This window comes from Sphingomonas sp. ID0503, from assembly GCF_048565625.1.
In the GTDB taxonomy this organism is placed as follows: Bacteria; Pseudomonadota; Alphaproteobacteria; order Sphingomonadales; family Sphingomonadaceae; genus JBLZUR01.
The window spans coordinates 556,511-572,911 of record NZ_JBLZUR010000002.1; the positions used below are offsets into that span (position 1 = coordinate 556,511).

The window sequence follows — 16,401 nt, forward strand, 5'->3', positions numbered from 1 at the left end:
GAAAGGGGATCAGTGGGTGAGGGCGCGCGACTGCACGCCGCGCGACCAGTCGAGCGAGGCGGCCATACCCGGCGACATCGAGGCGGCGAGCACGTTCTCAATGAACGCTGTCTTCTCGATAATCTGCATGATGGCGCCCACCTTTAGGTGGGTGTTCGCCTGCCGGTCCGCGAGTGCCTGCCGGACAACGTTGACCTGTCCCTGCCACATGGCGATCTTGGCTTCGTCCGCGCCGATGAAGCTCGACATCGAGCGGCCGGCTTCGCTGACGATCCTGTCGAGCACCGCGAACAGAAGGTCGACGCTGGCAATCTCCGCGAGCGTCTCACGATCATCGGTCGGCATGCCGCGGCCATAGGCGGCCTGGACGGTGAGGATCTTGTAAAGCGGGACCGAGGCGACCTGCAGCAGCTCCTTCTGCGCATCGGTGATCGCGGTGTCGTCGTGGATCGCCTGGACCATGCCCGCAATCAGTGCAGAGACGCGGGGGCGGAGCGCCTTGGAGGCAGGCAGGCTAAGCGTCTTGAAGCTGGGATTGAGGCACTGGTCGGGCTCGTCGCAGTCGAAGACCTTCACGCTGCTGCCAGACGTGCCGTCGAGCAGCGCGGTCACCAGCGTCGAGGAGGCGTCGCCCGCAAAGGGCACGAACTTGCCCGGCTCGTCATCCTTGGGCGGCACGTAGATGATCGTGCCGATCAGCGTCATCGCATATTCCGCGAGTTCGCGGTCGAACGTGCCGTTCGGCGAGAAGAACGCGGACTTCTTGAGGATGGTCCAGGTGTAGTTGCGCGCGACGGCCGGGTTAACGTCGGCATATTCGCCGTCGCCCTGCGCGGTCGTGCTCGCCCGCTGCCCCTTGGTACCACAGCCGTGCTTGGCGGCGGCATAGTCGGTGAAGATGCCTTCCGAATTGCCGATCGCCTCGCAGATCGCTTTGTCGGCAAGATCACCCTTGGGCCAGATGCCGCCGACCAGCCCCTGCGCCATTTCGCAGGAGTTGATGTTGAGGTTGTTCATGAGCTGAGCCTTCTGGCTGAACTCCTGCATGATCTTCGAGCATTCCGGGCAGACCGTGTCGATCGCCAGGCTGAAAGCAAAGCCGACCGCATTGTTGGCGACAGCCTTCAGCATCGCGACGATCTCGCTCGCGTTGATGAAGCTGAAGGATCCGGCAAAGATGTCGATGCCGCCGCAGCCCGCACGGGCGCGCGGCAGCTGCAGATTGGCGATGTTGGTCGTTTTCTGAGGGAAGCGCGTCCAGACGTTGCCGAGGCTGTAATAGCCTGCCGACTGACCCTGGAACGCGGTCGGCCCATTGACGTTGGCGGCGCCGCCGACATCGTTCAGGAACGAGTCCATCGAACTACCGACATCGGCCGATGCACTGGTAAGGGGCAGGGTGGCCGCGAGGATCGCGGCGACGGCACGTTTCATCCTAGTAGTCACGTCCGGCTTCCTTCGATGTGAGGAGGTAAATGCGGTCCTGAAGCTCGTCGGCGCTCATCACGCCGTAGCCGATCGGGATGGGCTGACCCTTGGCGGCATCCCAGAGCACGACCGCCGGCGTGACCTTGGGCTCGAGCCCCATCCGGCTGCGCTGGTTGGTCTCAACGGTGTAATTCGGGAAATGGCGCGAGGGGCCGCCGTCGGTCGAAATCGCGCGCACGGTGATGTGCCAGGTCGAAGCGACGCTCTGCACGATCGGCGACATGACTTCGCAGGCGCCGCAGCTCTGGGCGAAGAAATAGAACAGCCCGTAGCGCTGCGAGAGCTGTGCCATCACCGCATTGCGCTCGGCATTGCGCGAGTCCTGCCACTGGCGCTTACCGAGCGTCGAAACCGGGCGCTGGAGCGTATAATCGAGGTCAGGATCCTGCCAGATCGCCCGCTGCCAGACATCGCTGAACAGAGATGCCCGGTCGAGCTGGGCGCGCTGAAAGCGGATATAGGCCGTCACATTGGCCGGCGTCGGCTCGAGGATCGCCTTGGCTTTCAGTTCGCGCAGATTTGCCGTGATTGCATCGAGCTGGCTCGTCGCACTCGGAGCAGGCTCAGATGCCTCCTCCTGCACTTCGGACGGCTTGGGCTTGGCGCAATAGAACCAGTAACCAAGGCGTCGTTCCTCGCAGTAGAAGCTGTCCTGGCTGTCGCTGGTCGTGACCAGTGGCGGTTCCTGGCTGTGTGCCGGAGCACTGAGCGCGGGCGCAACAGCGGTGAGCGAGAGGCAGGCGGCAAGCAGCCGCCGGGCGGCCTTATTGGCTGGCGCGGGCATAATAGTCCTCGATTTTCTGCTGGATTTCGGTGGCGGCCTGGAGCTCGTCGGGCAGGCGCGCGGCATCTGTGAATTCGGCGTAGACCTCGCTGAAATCCATCTTTGAAAGATCGAGCCGCGAAAACTCGTCGATGGTAAAGCCAAGGCACTGCTCGGTCTTGGGCTTGCCCCAGGGCTTGTTCAGCTGCTGGCGGCCCTGTTCCTGCAGGATCCGCGAAAGCTTGGACTCAAAGCAGCAATAGACCTTCTTCTTGGTCAGGCAGACGCCCAGAAAGCTGTCCGAGCAATAAGTCCCGACATAGGCGCACAGGCCTTGCGCATCGCGCTGGTGAAGCAGCATTTCCTCGCGGCTGCAGCCGAGCGCGACAAGCAGCTGGATACCCGGAATGAGCGGGAAACCTTTGCCCTTGCAACAATTGAGCACGCCGAAGACCTTGGACGAGCAGGTATTGCGCGTGCCCTTGAACAAGGTGAGCGTGTCGGGATCGAACTCGCGCCGCGCCTGGTCCATCGCGTTGAGCGCGACAACCGCGTCCTTGAACTCGTCATTGGCCTCGCGCTCGATCGTCTCGCACGAGCCATCGATGCAATAGACGTCGCCGTCGCAGATGAACTGGCTGGTATCAGCGGGCTGGTCCGGAACCGGGCAGTCGTAAACCCGCTCCCAGGTCCGACAGGGCTCACCCGAAAGGCAGTCTTCGCGCACCAGCGAGCAGCCGGGCGTGCTTTCCAGCGTCTGGCAGTCCTGGGCTTCGGTAAATTGGGCGCAAGTGTAGCTGCGCGACCATGCCCAGCAGGGCTGGGTCACCGAGATGCCATCGACGATCCGGGTGACAGGATCGCTGTCGGTGCAAGTTTCGGTGTCCTGCTGGCATGAATTGTCCGCGGCAAGGCCCGCGCACTGGCTTTCATCGCGGCTCGTCGTGACGACGTTCTCGCCGGTCACGCTGTAGGGCGTCGCGCCATCGACCGGCGCGGTGCAGCTTACGAGATCGACGCGCAGGTCGCCCGAGTTGCAGCCCCAGTAGATGCCGAGATAGGGATCGCACAGATTGATCGGATAGGACTGCGTGACCGTGCATTGCGGCGCCGGGTAGCGATTGCAATTGTAGATCGATGCCGGATCGACGCCGCTCCCGCCGACGCAATAGTAGCCATAGACCTGCCGCTGCTCGATCGTGGCATTCAGCGTCACCGGGCAGGTTCTGTTCTCCTGGGAAGCCGTATAGCCGACGTTGCAGGTCGCCATGTAACGCGCTGCCGTGCCGGTTCCCGGAGGCAGGGGGACGCAGCGGCCCTGGCTCCCGCTGATGCTCATGCCGCTCGTGTAGGAGAGCGGGTCGTTGCTGATGACAGTGCTGCGCGCGACAACCGCGTCGAGATCCTGCGGCGCGAACTGCGCACGGCGATCCATGGAATCGCGCATGGTCCGGTATCCGGTGTTCGCCGTCGCCTGGCTCGCCGCTTCACGCGCCATCCGGTCAGGATCATCGAAATAGCCCGACTGGTTCGGGACTGCCCCGAAGTTGGGAACGCGGGTTGCGTCCGGGTCGGTCGTCGCCGCGCTCTGCGCCGTAGCCGCCTTGTCGCGTCCGAACGCCTTGCCATCCGCTTTGGCGGCATCGGTCGTGGTCTGGGCCGAGACGCTTGTCGGCAGACAGGCGCAGGCGAGGTAGAGAAGCGGGAGGAAAAGCCGTTTCATGGGTCACTTCGTTTCAGGCGGGCAAGATGCTGGGATGCGAGGAGGGCGCCGGGACCGCCGCCCTGCGCGAAGGTTTCAAGCGCGTAGGACACGCTCACATTACCGCTCATCCGGTCGTGGGGCGGAACCTGGGTCCGGCAATCGAAGCCATCGCAGAGATCGAAATCGCTGCTGGTCACGACATAGGTTGGGACTGCCTCGACCCCGAAGGCGCGAAACAGGCGCGGGTCTATGCCGACCGCGTCGAGCTTGCCGCCCTCCGCTGCAACTTTCGCGAGCGCTGCGGTCAGGGTCTTCGCGCTGCCCCCTGGCAGCCCGCGAAGTACGACCACACCTCCTGCACGGGCAACGTCGTCCGCCATGGCGCGCAAGGCCGCTGGCGGCATCGAGAGCGAAGCGAACGCGATGAAGCGGGGTGCTTCACCCAAGCCCTCGCTGGCCATGGTACCCGCATCGGCCACCATCTTGTCGAAGTCGAAGATGTCCGCGCTTTCTGGCCGCAAGGATTTTGCCGCTTGCTCGGTGTAGCGCTTGTCATGCGCCTGAGCTTCGGCGGCGCTGTCATTGGCTTGGCTAAGGACTGCCTCGGCGCGCGCGCGGGCATTGGCGGCAAGCGCATCGGCTTCGCTCGCCTCGACCTTGGCGCGGGCGCGTATCGCTTCGAGATTGAGCTCCGGTTCGCTCGTCTGTGCTGCGGCTCCCGCTATAGCGGCCGCGCCAGTGATCGACGCGATTACAAGGAGATGAGGGAATATTTTCATAGCGCGCAGCAGTTCCGTTTGCGCCAGACCAGATAGCCCATGTCCTCGCCGATGGCGGGATAGACCTGACCTGCCGACATGAAGGTGGTGGAGGCGCCAATGGGCGCGCAGGCGTAGCGGCCCTTGGTCTGCGGATTGGGATTGGTGGCCTGGAAGCGGTATTGCTGCTTCCTCATCACCGGCATCAGATACTTGCCGCAAAGCCCCTTGCTGCCCATCGTGCCCCAGGCGACGAGTTCGCGGTGCAGCTTGTAGGAGAAGCGGGCGAGGGCGAGCCGCGATGCCTGGACATGCCCGATCGTTGCCGAGACATTGCCGTTCAAAGGATACATGCTGCCCTGGCATCCCGCGCACCAGAAGAGCTCGTCGGTCGGAAGCTTGGCCGTCGCAGCAACGCAGTCAGCCGCACAGGCCGCAAGCGCCAGCGGATTGGCGAAGAGAACCGCTTCGGGATTGATAATCGCGGTGAGTTCGCTGTCCTGCCAGAGCGGATCGATCTCGGTGATATAGAGAATGTCGACCGAGCCCTGCTCGAGGCACAGGAAATCGGCAACGATCTCCATCCAGTAGATCAGCGGATAGGCATACCAATGGACATGCCACTGAGAATTGTACTGCGTCGCGCCGCCCACCGCCGAGGGTCCCGCCATCGACTTGAACCCGATGTCGAAGCCGGGATCGAGTTTCATCCCGCCGAGATTGACGAAACACCAGGGCTTCATGCTGACGTCGGCAAGCCGCACCGGCTCCCAGAAGCCCATGGCGATGCCCGGCCGCAAACCGCAGAGGCAAACGGGAAGCGCAGGGTTGCTCGTGTCGGGACGGCTCGACGGCCAGATCTTCAGGCCGCCGACCGAAATCGGAAAAAGACACGACCAGCAAATGTCGGTGATCGGATTGACGAACTTGCCCGTGCAGCGGCCCGGACCGGCAGATGCCTGCGCTGGCGAAGCCGCAGCAAGGCTGAGACTACAGACAAGGATCGCGCAGCATATCCATGTGAGAAAACGATTTTTTCTGCTCATGACGATGCGCGCTCCTTGGGGCGAACCGGCTGCTCGGTGATGATGAGGACGCGGCCCTGCTGCTCGACGGTTGCGGGCACGGCGCGAATGCCGAAATGCTTCACGAGGCTGCCGCCCTGGTCGAAATAGAAGCGGCGCTGGCGGGCCTTCATCAGTTCGAGCGGCGCGCCGCGCACGAGGATGAGCTTGGCCTTGGTGCTGGCATAGCGCCGGGTTGCCCAGGCAAGCTGCTCGGGATCATCGCCGTCGAGGAATACCAGCGTCACACGCAGCGGTACGGTGTCGAGCGGATTGACCCGCGTTCCGGCCGCCACGATCACCCGACCCTTGTCGTCGGCAATGTCGCGCTCGACGCTGATCGTCGGATCGAAACGCCAGCTGCGCGCTGCCGCCGCAGCATTGATCCCTGCGACTGGCTCGGGGCGGTTGACGCGCGCTATCGTGCGCCGCTTCAGCTCCTCGTTGAGCTTGGCCGTCTCGCCGGTCTTCTCGAGATGGGTGAGACGGGCATGGATTTGCTCGAGCAGGTCAGGCTCGATCACGGGCCAGACCGTGCCTTGCTGGCCGTAGTCGCGGGCGCTTGCCGGCGCGGCCATCAGAAGACCGGCTACGAGGAATGGGGCGGCGCGAAGCGGTGTCACAGGATCGGCCTCCCGACCCCGAGAATGCGCCTGGCGCAGATCCACCCGATCGCCGCATAGCGACTGTCGAAGCCGTCCTTGTGCGCGGTGGTGACGAAATAGCAGCCTTGAGGAACGACGCCTGTCGGGCCGAGCGCCAGCGGTTCGCCGAAACGGCTAGCACGCTTGGCTACCGCGACCTTGCGGCCATTGACGAAGAAGCTGCGCTCCTTCTCGGTCACGATATCGCCGGGCATGCCGCTTACCTTCTTGCCGAATGGCTTGGGCTTCTTACCGAAATGCCTTTCGAGCAGCGGCGAGCCGGGCGGATCGAACAGGATGATCTCGCCGCGCTTTGGCAGCGTGCCTCGATCGAGCCAGATCGCCCAGTAAGGCAGGCTCGGACTGGCGTTGATCATCAGCGCGTGGTCCTTCGAGAAGGCGGCGAGCGAGGTGAGCGCGAGCGCTGCCGCGCCAAGCCCTGCCCACAGCGCGAGGCGCCGCCCGGTTGGCGAGTGGAGGACAAGATCAGCGGCGCGCATCGGGAATGGCTCCCACGCGGCGCGCGACATCGGCGCGCACGGCTTCGGTGAGATCAGGCGTGCTGCCGGCAACCACCGCTTCGGCGACAAGGACCGTGCGGCCCTCGCGGCCCAGATGTTCGACCGAGGCTTCGACCGCCTGGAGATAGGCCTGGACGCGCATCTTGGTTTCTTCTGGCGGTCTTCCCGCGCGCGCCTCGGCTTCGATGAAGTCGCCCATGATGCGGCTCAGCTGCACGGTCACCACTTCGCGCTTGTCGAGCGCGAGCAGCTTGTCGGTGGCCCAGACACCCCAGAGCGCCGAGCCGACCATGCTCAAACCGAGCGCGACGGCGGTCCAGTTCACCGCACCCATGCGTCCGCGCAGAGACTGTGTTGCCAATATGTTCGTCACAGCTTTTCTCCCGAAAGCTCGCGCTCGAGATCGCTGATGAAGCGCGGCAGGCGCCAGACCACGACGAGCGTTGCGACACCGATGAGGACGAACTTGAACTCGTCGAGGAAGCCGATCTGGCGGCCTTGCTCGGCGCCCAAGAAGCGGTCCGAAATATTGGCGAGATGGGCGAAGAAGACCCCGGCATCGCCGCCAGAAATCAGAAGGAAGAAGAGCAGCGGGAGCCCGAGCGCCATGAGGTAGCTCGAGGCGAGGAAGGTGCTGCCGCGAAGCACGATGTAGCAAAGGTCGGCGGCATGGGAGCGCCAGCCCTTGGCGGGCAGCTCGAGACTTTTGCTGTCGGCACGGGCATCCTGGGCCCGGTCGATCGGCGTGACGAGATGGAGTGGCATCGGTTTTGGGTGTCCTTGGATGGAGGGAGAAGTCAGGTTCGATTGGCAAAGGCGATCCGTTCGATCGCGTCGGCAAGCTGGTGGCCGCGCGCGATTTCGGCATCGATCGCGGCAAATGTCTGGGGCGAGCTTGAGAACAGCGTCGCCGAATAGTCGTCGAGCACAAGCCGACCGATGGCTTCGGTCTCCGGGCCCTTGATGAAGACTTCCGAATAGTCGCTGCCCGAACGCTTCAGGCTGCGGATCAGGGTCTCGGTGCGGTCGTCCATGTCGAGGCGCTTCGACGCCTTGAAATCGGCGATCGTCTCGGGCTTCTGCTGGAGGATCAGCATCCAGTCGCTGTTTTCCAGCGCAGCGGTCGCGCCGTCGGACTTGTAATAGTCGTTGAGCGACTGCGTCGCGGTCGCCAGCGCCCCGCCATATTTGCGGCAAGTACGGGCGTAGGTCTCGACGAACTCGCCCATCGAGCCGCCCTTGAGCATCGACCACGCCTCGTCGATCAAGAGCAGCTTCCTCACCGAGCGTGGGCTGCGGGTCATGGCCTGGCTGGTCATGAACATGATCGCCGAGAGTACGACGCTGCGCAGTTCCTCGCGGGTGGCGAGGTCCGACATCTCGAAGACGGTAAAGTCGGTGTCGAAATCGAGGCTAGCCTGGCCTTCGAAGAAGGCACCATAAGTGCCGCCGGCCATGTATGGCGCAAGCGCGGTGGCGAGATCGCTCGCAGCTTCATTGCCGAGACCGGCCAGTGCTTCGCCGACGCCGGTGATCGATGCCGCCACGCCCCGTTCGCTCCAGACCATGTTGACCGCCCGGTCGATCAGGCCGCGCTCGGTGTCGCTCAGCTTTGCGCTGTGCCGCGCCATCTGGCCGACGATGGCCTTGACCATGCCGAAACAGTCGAGCCGGTAATCCTCGTCTTCGGCCGCGCGCTCGCCATCGATCATCGAGAACGGATTGAGGCAGAATCCGGCCTTCATCGTGAACTCGACGAACCGGCCGCCTTGCAGCTTCACCGAATGCTCGAAGCTGCGTCCGTCGTCGATGACCACGACCTGCGCGCCAGCACCGCGAAGCGCCGCGCACATTTCCTGGAGCAGCACAGACTTGCCCGATCCCGACTTGCCGCAGATCGCGACATTGTGGTTGCCAGCATCGTTCTCGAACGGCGACCAGAAGAAGGGCTGGCCGCGTCTACCCACAAACAGCAGATGCGGATGGACGCTGCCGAGATATTCGCCCTGCATAGGGGCGATATTGGCCGCTGTCGTCGACAGCACGGTCTTGAAGCGCTTGAGGCGCTCCATGTCCGCGCCAAGCCCATCGGCCAGCGTCATCGGCATTGCCGCCAGCAGTCCCTGGATCTGCAGGTAGCGCTCGTCGGCAAGATCCCAGCCCGCCGCCTTGTAGATCGACTTGATCGCGCGTTCGTCGCGGTCCCCGCGGCCAAGCGGGGAGTAGGTCGTCAGGCCGTAGAAGACCCGCACCAAACGGCGGCCTTCCTGCAGCTCGGACTGCACATGCTGCCACTCGGCCGCCTGCTCGCCGATGCGGGGCAGGAAGCGCGCGCTGCGCGTTCCGGCAAGGCTCGTCGTGCGCATGAACTTGAAGCCGGCCTTGGCTGAGGCGGCTTCCTGGTCGGGATAGACGAGGCACAGCATCGTCGCGGCCGGGCAAGGGAAGCGCAGCTTGTCGGTGAACATGTCGCCGATGAGCCGCGCGCATTCCCACGGTGCCCAGCGCTGGGGCATGTTGCGCGAGGAAAAATGCCGCACGTCGAACGCATCGGGGTAGACCGTGCCGATCTCGGGCACGCCGTCCTCGATCTTGCCCGTCGCACGAAATCTCTCGGTGACGAGCCGCATGCGGTCTTCCTGGATGACGAGCTCGATATCGTGCCGGATCGCCTGGGCCGCGATTGCGTCGTTGGGATTGTAGGGTACGGCATCGTCCTGCGGCGCGGTGGTCGGCGAGGTCAGGTCGTCGATGATCGCGATCAGCTGCTGCGGCTCGACCTCCGCCACGCCTAGGTTGAGCGACTTCAGCATGGCGATGAGCCCGTCGCGGGTCTGCTTGAGATCCTCGTTGCTGACCGCCTTGGCGGCAGGCACACCGACCGAAACGATGACCTGATGGTGCCGGGCGTGGAAGGGTGCGTCCTGCGAACCCGATTCCCAGACGAGACCGTAGAGCCGACGTGCGCGGTGGCGGGCAATCGCCTCGTAGACGCCGCCCTGGACGTAGCGCGGCGCAAACCAGGGTGCGACGATACGGCTGATGCGCGGCGAGGCGAGATGCAGGACCTGGAGGCAGGCGCCAGCCGGAAGCCCCTCGGAGAAGAAGGACCCGAGGATCTCGCCGGTGCGTTCGTCCGCTCCGATCAGGGGGGTGACCGAAAGCACGAAGCCTTTCGAGCGCGCGTTGAAGTAGAGTCGACTCGCCGGATCGTAGACCCGGTAGGGGAGCCAGTCCGACAGCAGATCGAGCATCAGGGCAGGTCGGTCATGCTCGGCATGCTCGGCATCACCCAGAAGCCCGGTGAGGAGCCTGTCGACAATCGTCTTGAGTTTCTCGGCCATCACTTGGGCTCCTTCTGTGCGCGCCCTGCGTTCTTGGCGGCCTCGATCGCCTCGATGGTCGGGAAGATCAGCGGGGCCTTGTCGGCAGAGGGCCGAGGGGTTCGATCATGCGGGGGCTGCGCCATGTCGAACCCCTCGACCGCCGGTGCTGTCGCACCGGCAACCGCCTCGCGCGCCGTGGAGGGGAGGACCAGCGGCGAGGCAGAGGGGATGTCATCAAGCGAGGACGAAGGCTGAAAGGGCTGTCCGAGATCGAACGTCTCGGCTTCAGGCTGTTCGGCCTGGGGAAAGGTGGTGGTTTCGTTCAGGAGATCGCTCTTGGCCTGCGCGGCCTTCAGCTGGCGCCTGAGCTGCCGCATCAGCGGCGGGGCGGTATCCTCGCCTGCCTTGCGGCGCAGTTCTGCGACCCAGCGCGGATTTTCGACCACCGCCCAGGCGACCGCATCGTCGTGCAGCGTCCCGGTCTCATCGATATGCGCCGGAAAGACGATTCTGAGCGTACGCTCGGAGGTGCGACCCTGATCGCCGGAAGCGACGGAAACAGGGGGACGCAGGCCGTCCTGGACCGGTCCGGTCGCGGACAAATCCTTGGTCGCGCGCGCATCGATCACCTGGCTGGGCGCGCAGTCGCCCTTGGGGGCACGACAGGTGAAATCGCCTTCGATATTGGTGCCGAAGGTGGCGCAGCCACTGGTCAGCACGGCAAAACAGGCAGAGACGAGAATACGGTGGGAAATTCCCATGACGATTATCCTTTCTTGGCCGGAGCGGGGGCGGCCGCTTTTGCGGCTTTGAGGAATTCGCGGAGCACGGAAGCCGGGCGGTAACCTTCGAGGATCGCGCCGTCGGACGGGCGCACGATGACCGGCGTGCCGTTGAAGCCTTGGCGCTTGGCAAAGGCTTCGTTGGCATCGAGCCCGCTCGTGTCACACGGCTTCGGATTGGCGAGGGCGAGGCCCGAATAGGCCATGTGGAGGGACACCTCGGGGCGCGGCGAGCACAGCACCCGTTCGGCATCGCGGCGGCTCTCGGCGCCGAAGATCGAAATGGGCCGCTCCTCGACGCGCGCGCCGATCGCCTTCAGCTCGGCCTCGAGCTTCTTGCAGTAGCCGCAGTGGAAGTCAGAGAAGACGACGACCTTGGGGCCATTCGCTGGTCCCCAGGTGATCGCGCCGTTCGCGGGCAGGCCGGCGAGCGATACCTTCTGCGGGGTGGCGCGCGGTGCGGGCTGGTCTTCTTCGCCGGCATTGCTTCGCCGCGCAGCGCCCGCTGCCAACAGGTCGGGATTGAGCGCGAGGAGACGGGCTGCGGTCAGGTCCTGACGCGCCTCCATGTCGTAGATGCGCCCGATCACCAGATATTTGGCCGCGCGATCGACGTAGAACAGCGTCGATTTCGAAGCGACTTCGCACAGGCCGCCAAGGCCATCGCAGGTGATGGCGTCGATCGGCGTCTTCGGCAGGCGCAGCTTGAGCGCGGCGCGTACCTTTGCCGTATCGGGAGCCTGGGTCGGGGAAGCGAGGCTGGCCACGCCCCAGCCCGTTGCGGCCGACAGGGCGATGACGGCAGCGGCCGCCGCCATTGGTCGCAGCCAGCGCCGCGGCTCGGTCGGTGTCGGATCGTTTGTGGCGGGGGTCATTGGGAGTTCCTCACGTAGACGCCGTCGAGGAAGACGATCTCGACATCGATGCCGGTCGGCATCTCAACGACGGGTTGGTATTGTTCGGCGCGCTCGATCAGATATTTGCTGACCGTATCGGCGGCGTCCGCGGCGCCCTGGCCGAGCCCGCCGCCGAGGATGTCGCCGGCGGAGAGCTTCGAGCGGGTGCCATCAGCATTGGTCGTGACGCCGGAGAAGACGCTGTTGGCGTTCGCCGAAAAGCCGCGCCCGAACCCGCCGACAATCCCGGCAAGCAGAGCCTGACTGACAAGGCTGCCCTCGCGGCTGACGACACGCCCACGCACGCCCGATTTTCCGGCAAAGCTGATGAAGCCTTTGACCTCGCTCACCGCGACGCGCCCGCCGGGCTGGTCGCAGGTCATCCGCGCCAGCTTCACATAGACCTTCTCGGACGAGAGATCGCCGCGTGCTGCGCCATTGACGATGCAGCCCTGGAGCCGCGTGGTCAGAACCTTGCCGTTCTGCATGACCGATCGCGCCGGACCGGTAATGCGCAGCACCACGGGAAGCGGATCGGTCTGGCTCGCGACGCCGGCCGACGCATCGACGCCGACGATGACCTTGGCCGGAGCATAGGAATTGGGCGGCAGATAGTCCGGCGAGTCCTCGACCACGACCGGCGGCACTTCCGGGCGTGCCGCTCTCAGTCCACTGGCCCCTGCCTTGTCGGAGGTGAAGCTCATGAGTTTGACTTCACCGGGCCCGGGCAGGCCCGCTTCGCTCGCGCCCAGCGCAGCACCCGCAGGGGCAGGCTGAACCGGTCGACCGCGCGCATCGTAGCCACCCGCCTGCGGGCCATAGGCCGGTGGCGGCAGGCTTGCGGCTGCTGGGGCGGCCTGGCTGGCAAGGCGCGACTTGAGATCCGCGTTCTCAGCGGAGATCGCATCGATCGCGGCCTGGCCGTCGATCCGCATGGCCTGGTTCTCCGCCTTGAGTGCGGCCAATTGGGATTCGATTTCCTCGCGCGGGAGGCTCGCGTCCTTCATCGCCTTCTGCTCGCGGGTCACGGCATCGAGACGATTGCCGTAGGTCGCGACGAACTCGCGCTGCGAAAGGTCGCGATTGATGAGCCCTGCCGTGTCGATGGTCTGGGCGGCGGTGGGATCGTCGCTCTTCGCGCCGTCGTCGCCGCCCAGGATGAACCAGCTGCCGCCGACAAGCGCGAGTGCGCCCAACGAGCCCAGCAGAAGCTTCTGCCGCCGCGCGGTCTTCGCGTTGAGGCTGGTTACTGGCGACGGCGATGCCGGATCGGCCTGTACCGGGGTTGAGATCGAAGGAGTATCAGTCATGGCCCAACCCTCCGTTCGAACCGACGATGAAGGCGACCGTGCTTTCTCCCGATTTGAGAGTGGGCTGGGCGATCGAGATTGCGAGTGTCTGGGAGGACGCGAGATCCGCTTCGGTAAGCGTCAGCGGCTTGCGGCCACGGTTCGCCAGGCGGATGACCTTTCCGGCGAGCGCGCTGCCGCGGTAGTCGGCGATGAGCTGGATTTCGAGATCGCCGACCCGTGCTGGAAGGGCTGAGGATTGCCTGACTTCGAAGCCATCGACCGTCCGGTCATTGGCCATGGCCTGGATCAGCCGCACCGCGCTTGTTTCAAGCGGCGTTTCGCTTTCCCAGCCAGATGCCTTGTTTGTCGCGATCGCCGGGTTGGTGATGAAGACCTGCACTGCCGGGACAGGCTCGACCTGGCAGGAAACCTTGTAGACGAAGCCCTTCTTGGTCGTGGCGAAGAAGCTGATCGACCGCGCCGCATAGGTCTCGGGCACGGACACGTAGATGTCGCCGCGCAGCGGTTCGTTGGTGACCGCAAAATCGTTGTAGGGCGTGCCGGTCGAGATCTTCGAAACGCTGGCAAACTGGTCGTCGATGAGCGCGAAGCGCGTCAGCTCGCGGGACGACACGGCGCATTCGATGCTCGCTCCGTCTGCAGCCTGTTTGAACTGGTCGGCGGCCTGGGCGCCGCTCCCTGAAAATGCGAGGATGGTACTGGCACAAAGAGCCAGGCTCCACGCGCGCGTCTTGCGTCGGTAAGCCATCACTGGGCCTCCTTCGTTGGGTCTTTGGGGGGCAACTGGCTGAAGCCTGACAGCGCGAGACGCAGGCCCCGGTAGGTCCAGTTGAAGCGGAAACGGCGTTCGTCGCTCGCGATGACCTGGGCGCCGACAAAGGTCTTGAGCGTGCCCGTCACATCGGAAGTCAGCCCCTTGGGATCGACGGTCATCGACCGGATGACGAAGGCCTGGGTGACGTCCGACCCCCGCTGCTCGTCGACAATTCGGACAAGATCGGCCTTAAGGCGTCCGTAGCTTGCCGGATCGGCGAGCTTCAGGATCTCGTCCATCCAGTAGTCGAGGCCTTCGGGGCTGCGATTGAGCAAGACGAGCGCGGCATCGCGGGTCACGAGTTCGAGATAGTCGGCCTCGACCCCCGCGCTGCTGACGGTGAGCTGCTTGGGGAGCGTTGGCAGGAGCACAACTTCGCGGTCGCGGGTGGCAGCAAGGCTGACGGCGACGACAAGCGCAATGCCAAGCCCGGCGCTGGTGAGCGCAAAGAGGTTGCGCTGGCGCAGCAGCGATTGCTGACGCTCGTGTGAAATGTCGGCAAACATGGATATCTCCCCTCAACCGGCAAGCAGGCGGCAGTGGGAAGGCGGCGTCGATTTCAGGCCCAACAATCCGGCAGGCAGATACCAATAGGCGGCATGGGCTACCCAGGAGCTGGCGCGTCCTGCTTTTGCCTTTCGCAGCGCGAACCAGGCGCCGAAGGCAACGATGATGCCGATAAAGATATGCTGGCTGAGGATCCCCCAGGTGAAGGGGATGAGCATCCCGGCGAACTCGTCAATGGTCCAGAAGCCGATGAGCTCCGGATCGTCGAGCCGACGCGGGATGATGTATGGGTCCGCCATGGCGACGCGCCTTCCCGTCCGATGCGTCAGATGACCGCGGTGACGACCGAGGTGACGATCGGAACACCCGTGCCGACGCCGATGCCGACACCGACCGGAACAGCGACCTGTCCGAGCGAGAACCGGCCCGAGGCGAGACCGATGAGTCCGCCTGCAAGGCTGAGGACCGTGATGATCTTGCCGCCCGAGCCTTCGAGGAAATCGGTGAATTTCGTGAGGGCAGGGGTGAAGGTTGTGTCGGCGCCCGCGTAGGCGGAGCTGGCGGCCAGTGCTGCGACCGCAAGCGGTACCGCGAAGGTCATCGCCCGCCCGAATTTCGAGGGGCTTTGATCGGTGGCGCCGGAACGCCGGGAGAGGGTGAGAGACTGCATATGGAGCTCCATCTGGAGGGGTGAACCCAGCGTTCTTTCGTTCGCTGTGTGTTCCACATGCATCTAGGAAATCGATGTAGGAAAGCCTGAGGTGACTGAGCACCTGTGGTCCGGACGAATATGGACTTACTGAATTGCCCGTGTCGGAGATTGCGTTCGGAAATGGCGGTTTATGTGGCTTGTTGGGTCGGTGAACTCCGACGAGTCAGGCGACCTTCGCCGACGAATCAGGTGCGAAGATGATTCGCCTAGAAACGAGATGTTCCGCTAATGTTCTTTTTGTTTTCCTACATGCGGTGCGCGCGATATGGCTACGACTCAGTTGTTCATCGTCGGAGTTTCTTCCATGCACCAGCCCGCGTCATTCCGAGGCAAGCGAACGCCAGTCTCGCGCACATTCTGGCCCACGCCATCGAGTCGTCCGACAAACCGAGGCACCAGATTGCCCGGGAAGTAGGCATCCATCGCGAGACCCTGCTTCGCGTCATGCGCGGCGACCGGCCGATCGGTCTAGATGAAGCTGCCCTCGTACTCGACGTGTGCGGCGCCTTTCCACGTGCGAGCATGATCCTGGCTCTTGCTGGTCAGGAAGATCTGGCCTGCGAATGGATGCGCAGCGAGATGGGGGAGTTCCTTGAAGACTTCTTCACCGCTTTGCCTGGTCAGCTCGAGCGGACGCTTGGTCGACGGGTCGAAGATCTGAGGCCGCGGTGGGCTAACGGCACCTCGCAACTCGTAGCGCGCATGCTCGCCAAGCATATCGACGATTTTGCCAATCGTGACATCGCGATGGCGCTGCCGCGCTAAGGCTATTCACCTCGGAGGGGACCGAGCCAATCTACCCGACAGGACAGACCATGAATGCGAAACCCCAGATCACCGATGGCGCTTCGACCGATGACGAGGCGCTGCGGCAAGTCCTTCCGCCGGCGCGGCTGTTGCGTCTACCCGAAGTCATGGACCGGGTCGGCTTGCGGCGTTCAGCCATCTACCTGCGGATGAGCGAGGGCCGCTTTCCTAAGTCGCGGTCGCTTGGTCCCAAATGCGCAGTATGGGTCGAGGCAGAAATCAACGACTGGATCCAGTCGATCGCTCTGAATTCGTCGCGCGCCGATCCATGATCTATGCCACGGAAAATCCTCGCGCTAAG

General features: G+C 64.2%; 19 protein-coding genes. 2 read left to right on the forward strand and 17 right to left on the reverse strand.

The genetic code is table 11. The features are described 5' to 3' along the window. Nucleotides 1–9: 9 nt before the first annotated feature. The 17 genes from ACM608_RS03645 to ACM608_RS03725 are packed head-to-tail and all read right to left on the reverse strand — an operon-like array spanning nt 10 to nt 15,251. Nucleotides 10–1,434 carry a conjugal transfer protein TraH gene (locus ACM608_RS03645; RefSeq protein WP_141461845.1) on the reverse strand — a complete coding sequence of 475 codons (1,425 nt, stop codon included), beginning with the start codon at nt 1,432–1,434 and terminating at the stop codon, nt 10–12. 1 nt (nt 1,435) lies between these two features. Then, entirely contained in the window at nt 1,436–2,272 is an 837-nt protein-coding gene (locus ACM608_RS03650; RefSeq protein ID WP_141459450.1) for a conjugal transfer protein TraF, read from the reverse strand. Then, nucleotides 2,253–3,974 carry a conjugal transfer protein TraN gene (locus ACM608_RS03655; protein ID WP_141459448.1) on the reverse strand — a complete coding sequence of 574 codons (1,722 nt, stop codon included), beginning with the start codon at nt 3,972–3,974 and terminating at the stop codon, nt 2,253–2,255. The genes ACM608_RS03650 and ACM608_RS03655 overlap by 20 nt, the downstream gene beginning before the upstream one ends. Beyond that, nucleotides 3,971–4,735 carry a type-F conjugative transfer system pilin assembly protein TrbC gene (trbC, locus tag ACM608_RS03660; RefSeq protein ID WP_141459445.1) on the reverse strand — a complete coding sequence of 255 codons (765 nt, stop codon included), beginning with the start codon at nt 4,733–4,735 and terminating at the stop codon, nt 3,971–3,973. The genes ACM608_RS03655 and trbC overlap by 4 nt, the downstream gene beginning before the upstream one ends. Beyond that, entirely contained in the window at nt 4,732–5,760 is a 1,029-nt protein-coding gene (gene traU / locus ACM608_RS03665; protein ID WP_141459443.1) for a conjugal transfer pilus assembly protein TraU, read from the reverse strand. Before traU ends, trbC begins: the two co-directional genes overlap by 4 nt. Beyond that, nucleotides 5,757–6,401: a type-F conjugative transfer system protein TraW gene (gene traW / locus ACM608_RS03670; protein WP_141459441.1), complete on the reverse strand. Its 645-nt coding sequence runs from the start codon at nt 6,399–6,401 to the stop codon at nt 5,757–5,759. Before traW ends, traU begins: the two co-directional genes overlap by 4 nt. Beyond that, a complete protein-coding gene (locus ACM608_RS03675) occupies nt 6,398–6,922 on the reverse strand; it encodes a S26 family signal peptidase (protein ID WP_141459439.1) in 525 nt (174 codons plus the stop codon). The genes traW and ACM608_RS03675 overlap by 4 nt, the downstream gene beginning before the upstream one ends. Continuing rightward, a complete protein-coding gene (locus ACM608_RS03680) occupies nt 6,909–7,277 on the reverse strand; it encodes a TrbI F-type domain-containing protein (protein ID WP_234036265.1) in 369 nt (122 codons plus the stop codon). The genes ACM608_RS03675 and ACM608_RS03680 overlap by 14 nt, the downstream gene beginning before the upstream one ends. Nucleotides 7,278–7,312: 35 nt before the next feature. Then, nucleotides 7,313–7,708 carry a hypothetical protein gene (locus tag ACM608_RS03685; RefSeq protein WP_141459435.1) on the reverse strand — a complete coding sequence of 132 codons (396 nt, stop codon included), beginning with the start codon at nt 7,706–7,708 and terminating at the stop codon, nt 7,313–7,315. Between the two features lie 32 nt (nt 7,709–7,740). Beyond that, entirely contained in the window at nt 7,741–10,287 is a 2,547-nt protein-coding gene (gene traC, locus ACM608_RS03690) for a type IV secretion system protein TraC (RefSeq protein ID WP_141459433.1), read from the reverse strand. Then, nucleotides 10,287–11,030: a conjugal transfer protein TraV gene (locus ACM608_RS03695; protein ID WP_419681899.1), complete on the reverse strand. Its 744-nt coding sequence runs from the start codon at nt 11,028–11,030 to the stop codon at nt 10,287–10,289. The genes traC and ACM608_RS03695 overlap by 1 nt, the downstream gene beginning before the upstream one ends. Nucleotides 11,031–11,035: 5 nt before the next feature. Further along, nucleotides 11,036–11,926 (reverse strand): DsbC family protein, encoded by an 891-nt coding sequence (locus ACM608_RS03700; RefSeq protein WP_141459431.1) that lies wholly within the window; start codon nt 11,924–11,926, stop codon nt 11,036–11,038. Next, complete coding sequence (locus ACM608_RS03705) at nt 11,923–13,257, reverse strand: TrbI/VirB10 family protein (protein ID WP_141459429.1); 1,335 nt, start codon at nt 13,255–13,257, stop codon at nt 11,923–11,925. The genes ACM608_RS03700 and ACM608_RS03705 overlap by 4 nt, the downstream gene beginning before the upstream one ends. Beyond that, a complete protein-coding gene (locus ACM608_RS03710) occupies nt 13,250–14,008 on the reverse strand; it encodes a type-F conjugative transfer system secretin TraK (RefSeq protein ID WP_141459427.1) in 759 nt (252 codons plus the stop codon). Before ACM608_RS03710 ends, ACM608_RS03705 begins: the two co-directional genes overlap by 8 nt. After that, nucleotides 14,008–14,580 (reverse strand): type IV conjugative transfer system protein TraE, encoded by a 573-nt coding sequence (locus tag ACM608_RS03715; protein WP_141459425.1) that lies wholly within the window; start codon nt 14,578–14,580, stop codon nt 14,008–14,010. Before ACM608_RS03715 ends, ACM608_RS03710 begins: the two co-directional genes overlap by 1 nt. A gap of 12 nt (nt 14,581–14,592) precedes the next feature. Further along, complete coding sequence (traL, locus tag ACM608_RS03720; protein WP_007013892.1) at nt 14,593–14,880, reverse strand: type IV conjugative transfer system protein TraL; 288 nt, start codon at nt 14,878–14,880, stop codon at nt 14,593–14,595. Nucleotides 14,881–14,906: 26 nt separating this feature from the next. Further along, nucleotides 14,907–15,251, reverse strand: a complete 345-nt coding sequence (locus ACM608_RS03725; RefSeq protein WP_141459422.1) for a TrbC/VirB2 family protein — start codon at nt 15,249–15,251, stop codon at nt 14,907–14,909. 270 nt (nt 15,252–15,521) lie between these two features. Between ACM608_RS03725 and ACM608_RS03730 the strand changes: the two genes are divergently transcribed. Both ACM608_RS03730 and ACM608_RS03735 read left to right on the forward strand, forming a co-directional pair. Further along, nucleotides 15,522–16,058 (forward strand): transcriptional regulator, encoded by a 537-nt coding sequence (locus tag ACM608_RS03730; RefSeq protein ID WP_419681902.1) that lies wholly within the window; start codon nt 15,522–15,524, stop codon nt 16,056–16,058. 50 nt (nt 16,059–16,108) lie between these two features. Further along, complete coding sequence (locus ACM608_RS03735; RefSeq protein WP_007010920.1) at nt 16,109–16,372, forward strand: helix-turn-helix transcriptional regulator; 264 nt, start codon at nt 16,109–16,111, stop codon at nt 16,370–16,372. Nucleotides 16,373–16,401: the final 29 nt, after the last annotated feature.

Excerpts from the sequence above, each read along its gene's own strand:
- ACM608_RS03645 (WP_141461845.1), bottom strand. The coding sequence starts at position 1,434 with ATGAAACGTGCCGTCGCCGCGATCCTCGCGGCCACCCTGCCCCTTACC.
- ACM608_RS03650 (WP_141459450.1), bottom strand. The coding sequence starts at position 2,272 with ATGCCCGCGCCAGCCAATAAGGCCGCCCGGCGGCTGCTTGCCGCCTGC.
- ACM608_RS03655 (WP_141459448.1), bottom strand. The coding sequence starts at position 3,974 with ATGAAACGGCTTTTCCTCCCGCTTCTCTACCTCGCCTGCGCCTGTCTG.
- trbC (WP_141459445.1), bottom strand. The coding sequence starts at position 4,735 with ATGAAAATATTCCCTCATCTCCTTGTAATCGCGTCGATCACTGGCGCG.
- traU (WP_141459443.1), bottom strand. The coding sequence starts at position 5,760 with ATGAGCAGAAAAAATCGTTTTCTCACATGGATATGCTGCGCGATCCTT.
- ACM608_RS03675 (WP_141459439.1), bottom strand. The coding sequence starts at position 6,922 with ATGCGCGCCGCTGATCTTGTCCTCCACTCGCCAACCGGGCGGCGCCTC.
- ACM608_RS03680 (WP_234036265.1), bottom strand. The coding sequence starts at position 7,277 with ATGGGTGCGGTGAACTGGACCGCCGTCGCGCTCGGTTTGAGCATGGTC.
- ACM608_RS03685 (WP_141459435.1), bottom strand. The coding sequence starts at position 7,708 with ATGCCACTCCATCTCGTCACGCCGATCGACCGGGCCCAGGATGCCCGT.
- traC (WP_141459433.1), bottom strand. The coding sequence starts at position 10,287 with ATGGCCGAGAAACTCAAGACGATTGTCGACAGGCTCCTCACCGGGCTT.
- ACM608_RS03695 (WP_419681899.1), bottom strand. The coding sequence starts at position 11,030 with ATGGGAATTTCCCACCGTATTCTCGTCTCTGCCTGTTTTGCCGTGCTG.
- ACM608_RS03700 (WP_141459431.1), bottom strand. The coding sequence starts at position 11,926 with ATGACCCCCGCCACAAACGATCCGACACCGACCGAGCCGCGGCGCTGG.
- ACM608_RS03705 (WP_141459429.1), bottom strand. The coding sequence starts at position 13,257 with ATGACTGATACTCCTTCGATCTCAACCCCGGTACAGGCCGATCCGGCA.
- ACM608_RS03710 (WP_141459427.1), bottom strand. The coding sequence starts at position 14,008 with ATGGCTTACCGACGCAAGACGCGCGCGTGGAGCCTGGCTCTTTGTGCC.
- ACM608_RS03715 (WP_141459425.1), bottom strand. The coding sequence starts at position 14,580 with ATGTTTGCCGACATTTCACACGAGCGTCAGCAATCGCTGCTGCGCCAG.
- traL (WP_007013892.1), bottom strand. The coding sequence starts at position 14,880 with ATGGCGGACCCATACATCATCCCGCGTCGGCTCGACGATCCGGAGCTC.
- ACM608_RS03725 (WP_141459422.1), bottom strand. The coding sequence starts at position 15,251 with ATGCAGTCTCTCACCCTCTCCCGGCGTTCCGGCGCCACCGATCAAAGC.
- ACM608_RS03730 (WP_419681902.1), top strand. The coding sequence starts at position 15,522 with ATGTTCTTTTTGTTTTCCTACATGCGGTGCGCGCGATATGGCTACGAC.
- ACM608_RS03735 (WP_007010920.1), top strand. The coding sequence starts at position 16,109 with ATGAATGCGAAACCCCAGATCACCGATGGCGCTTCGACCGATGACGAG.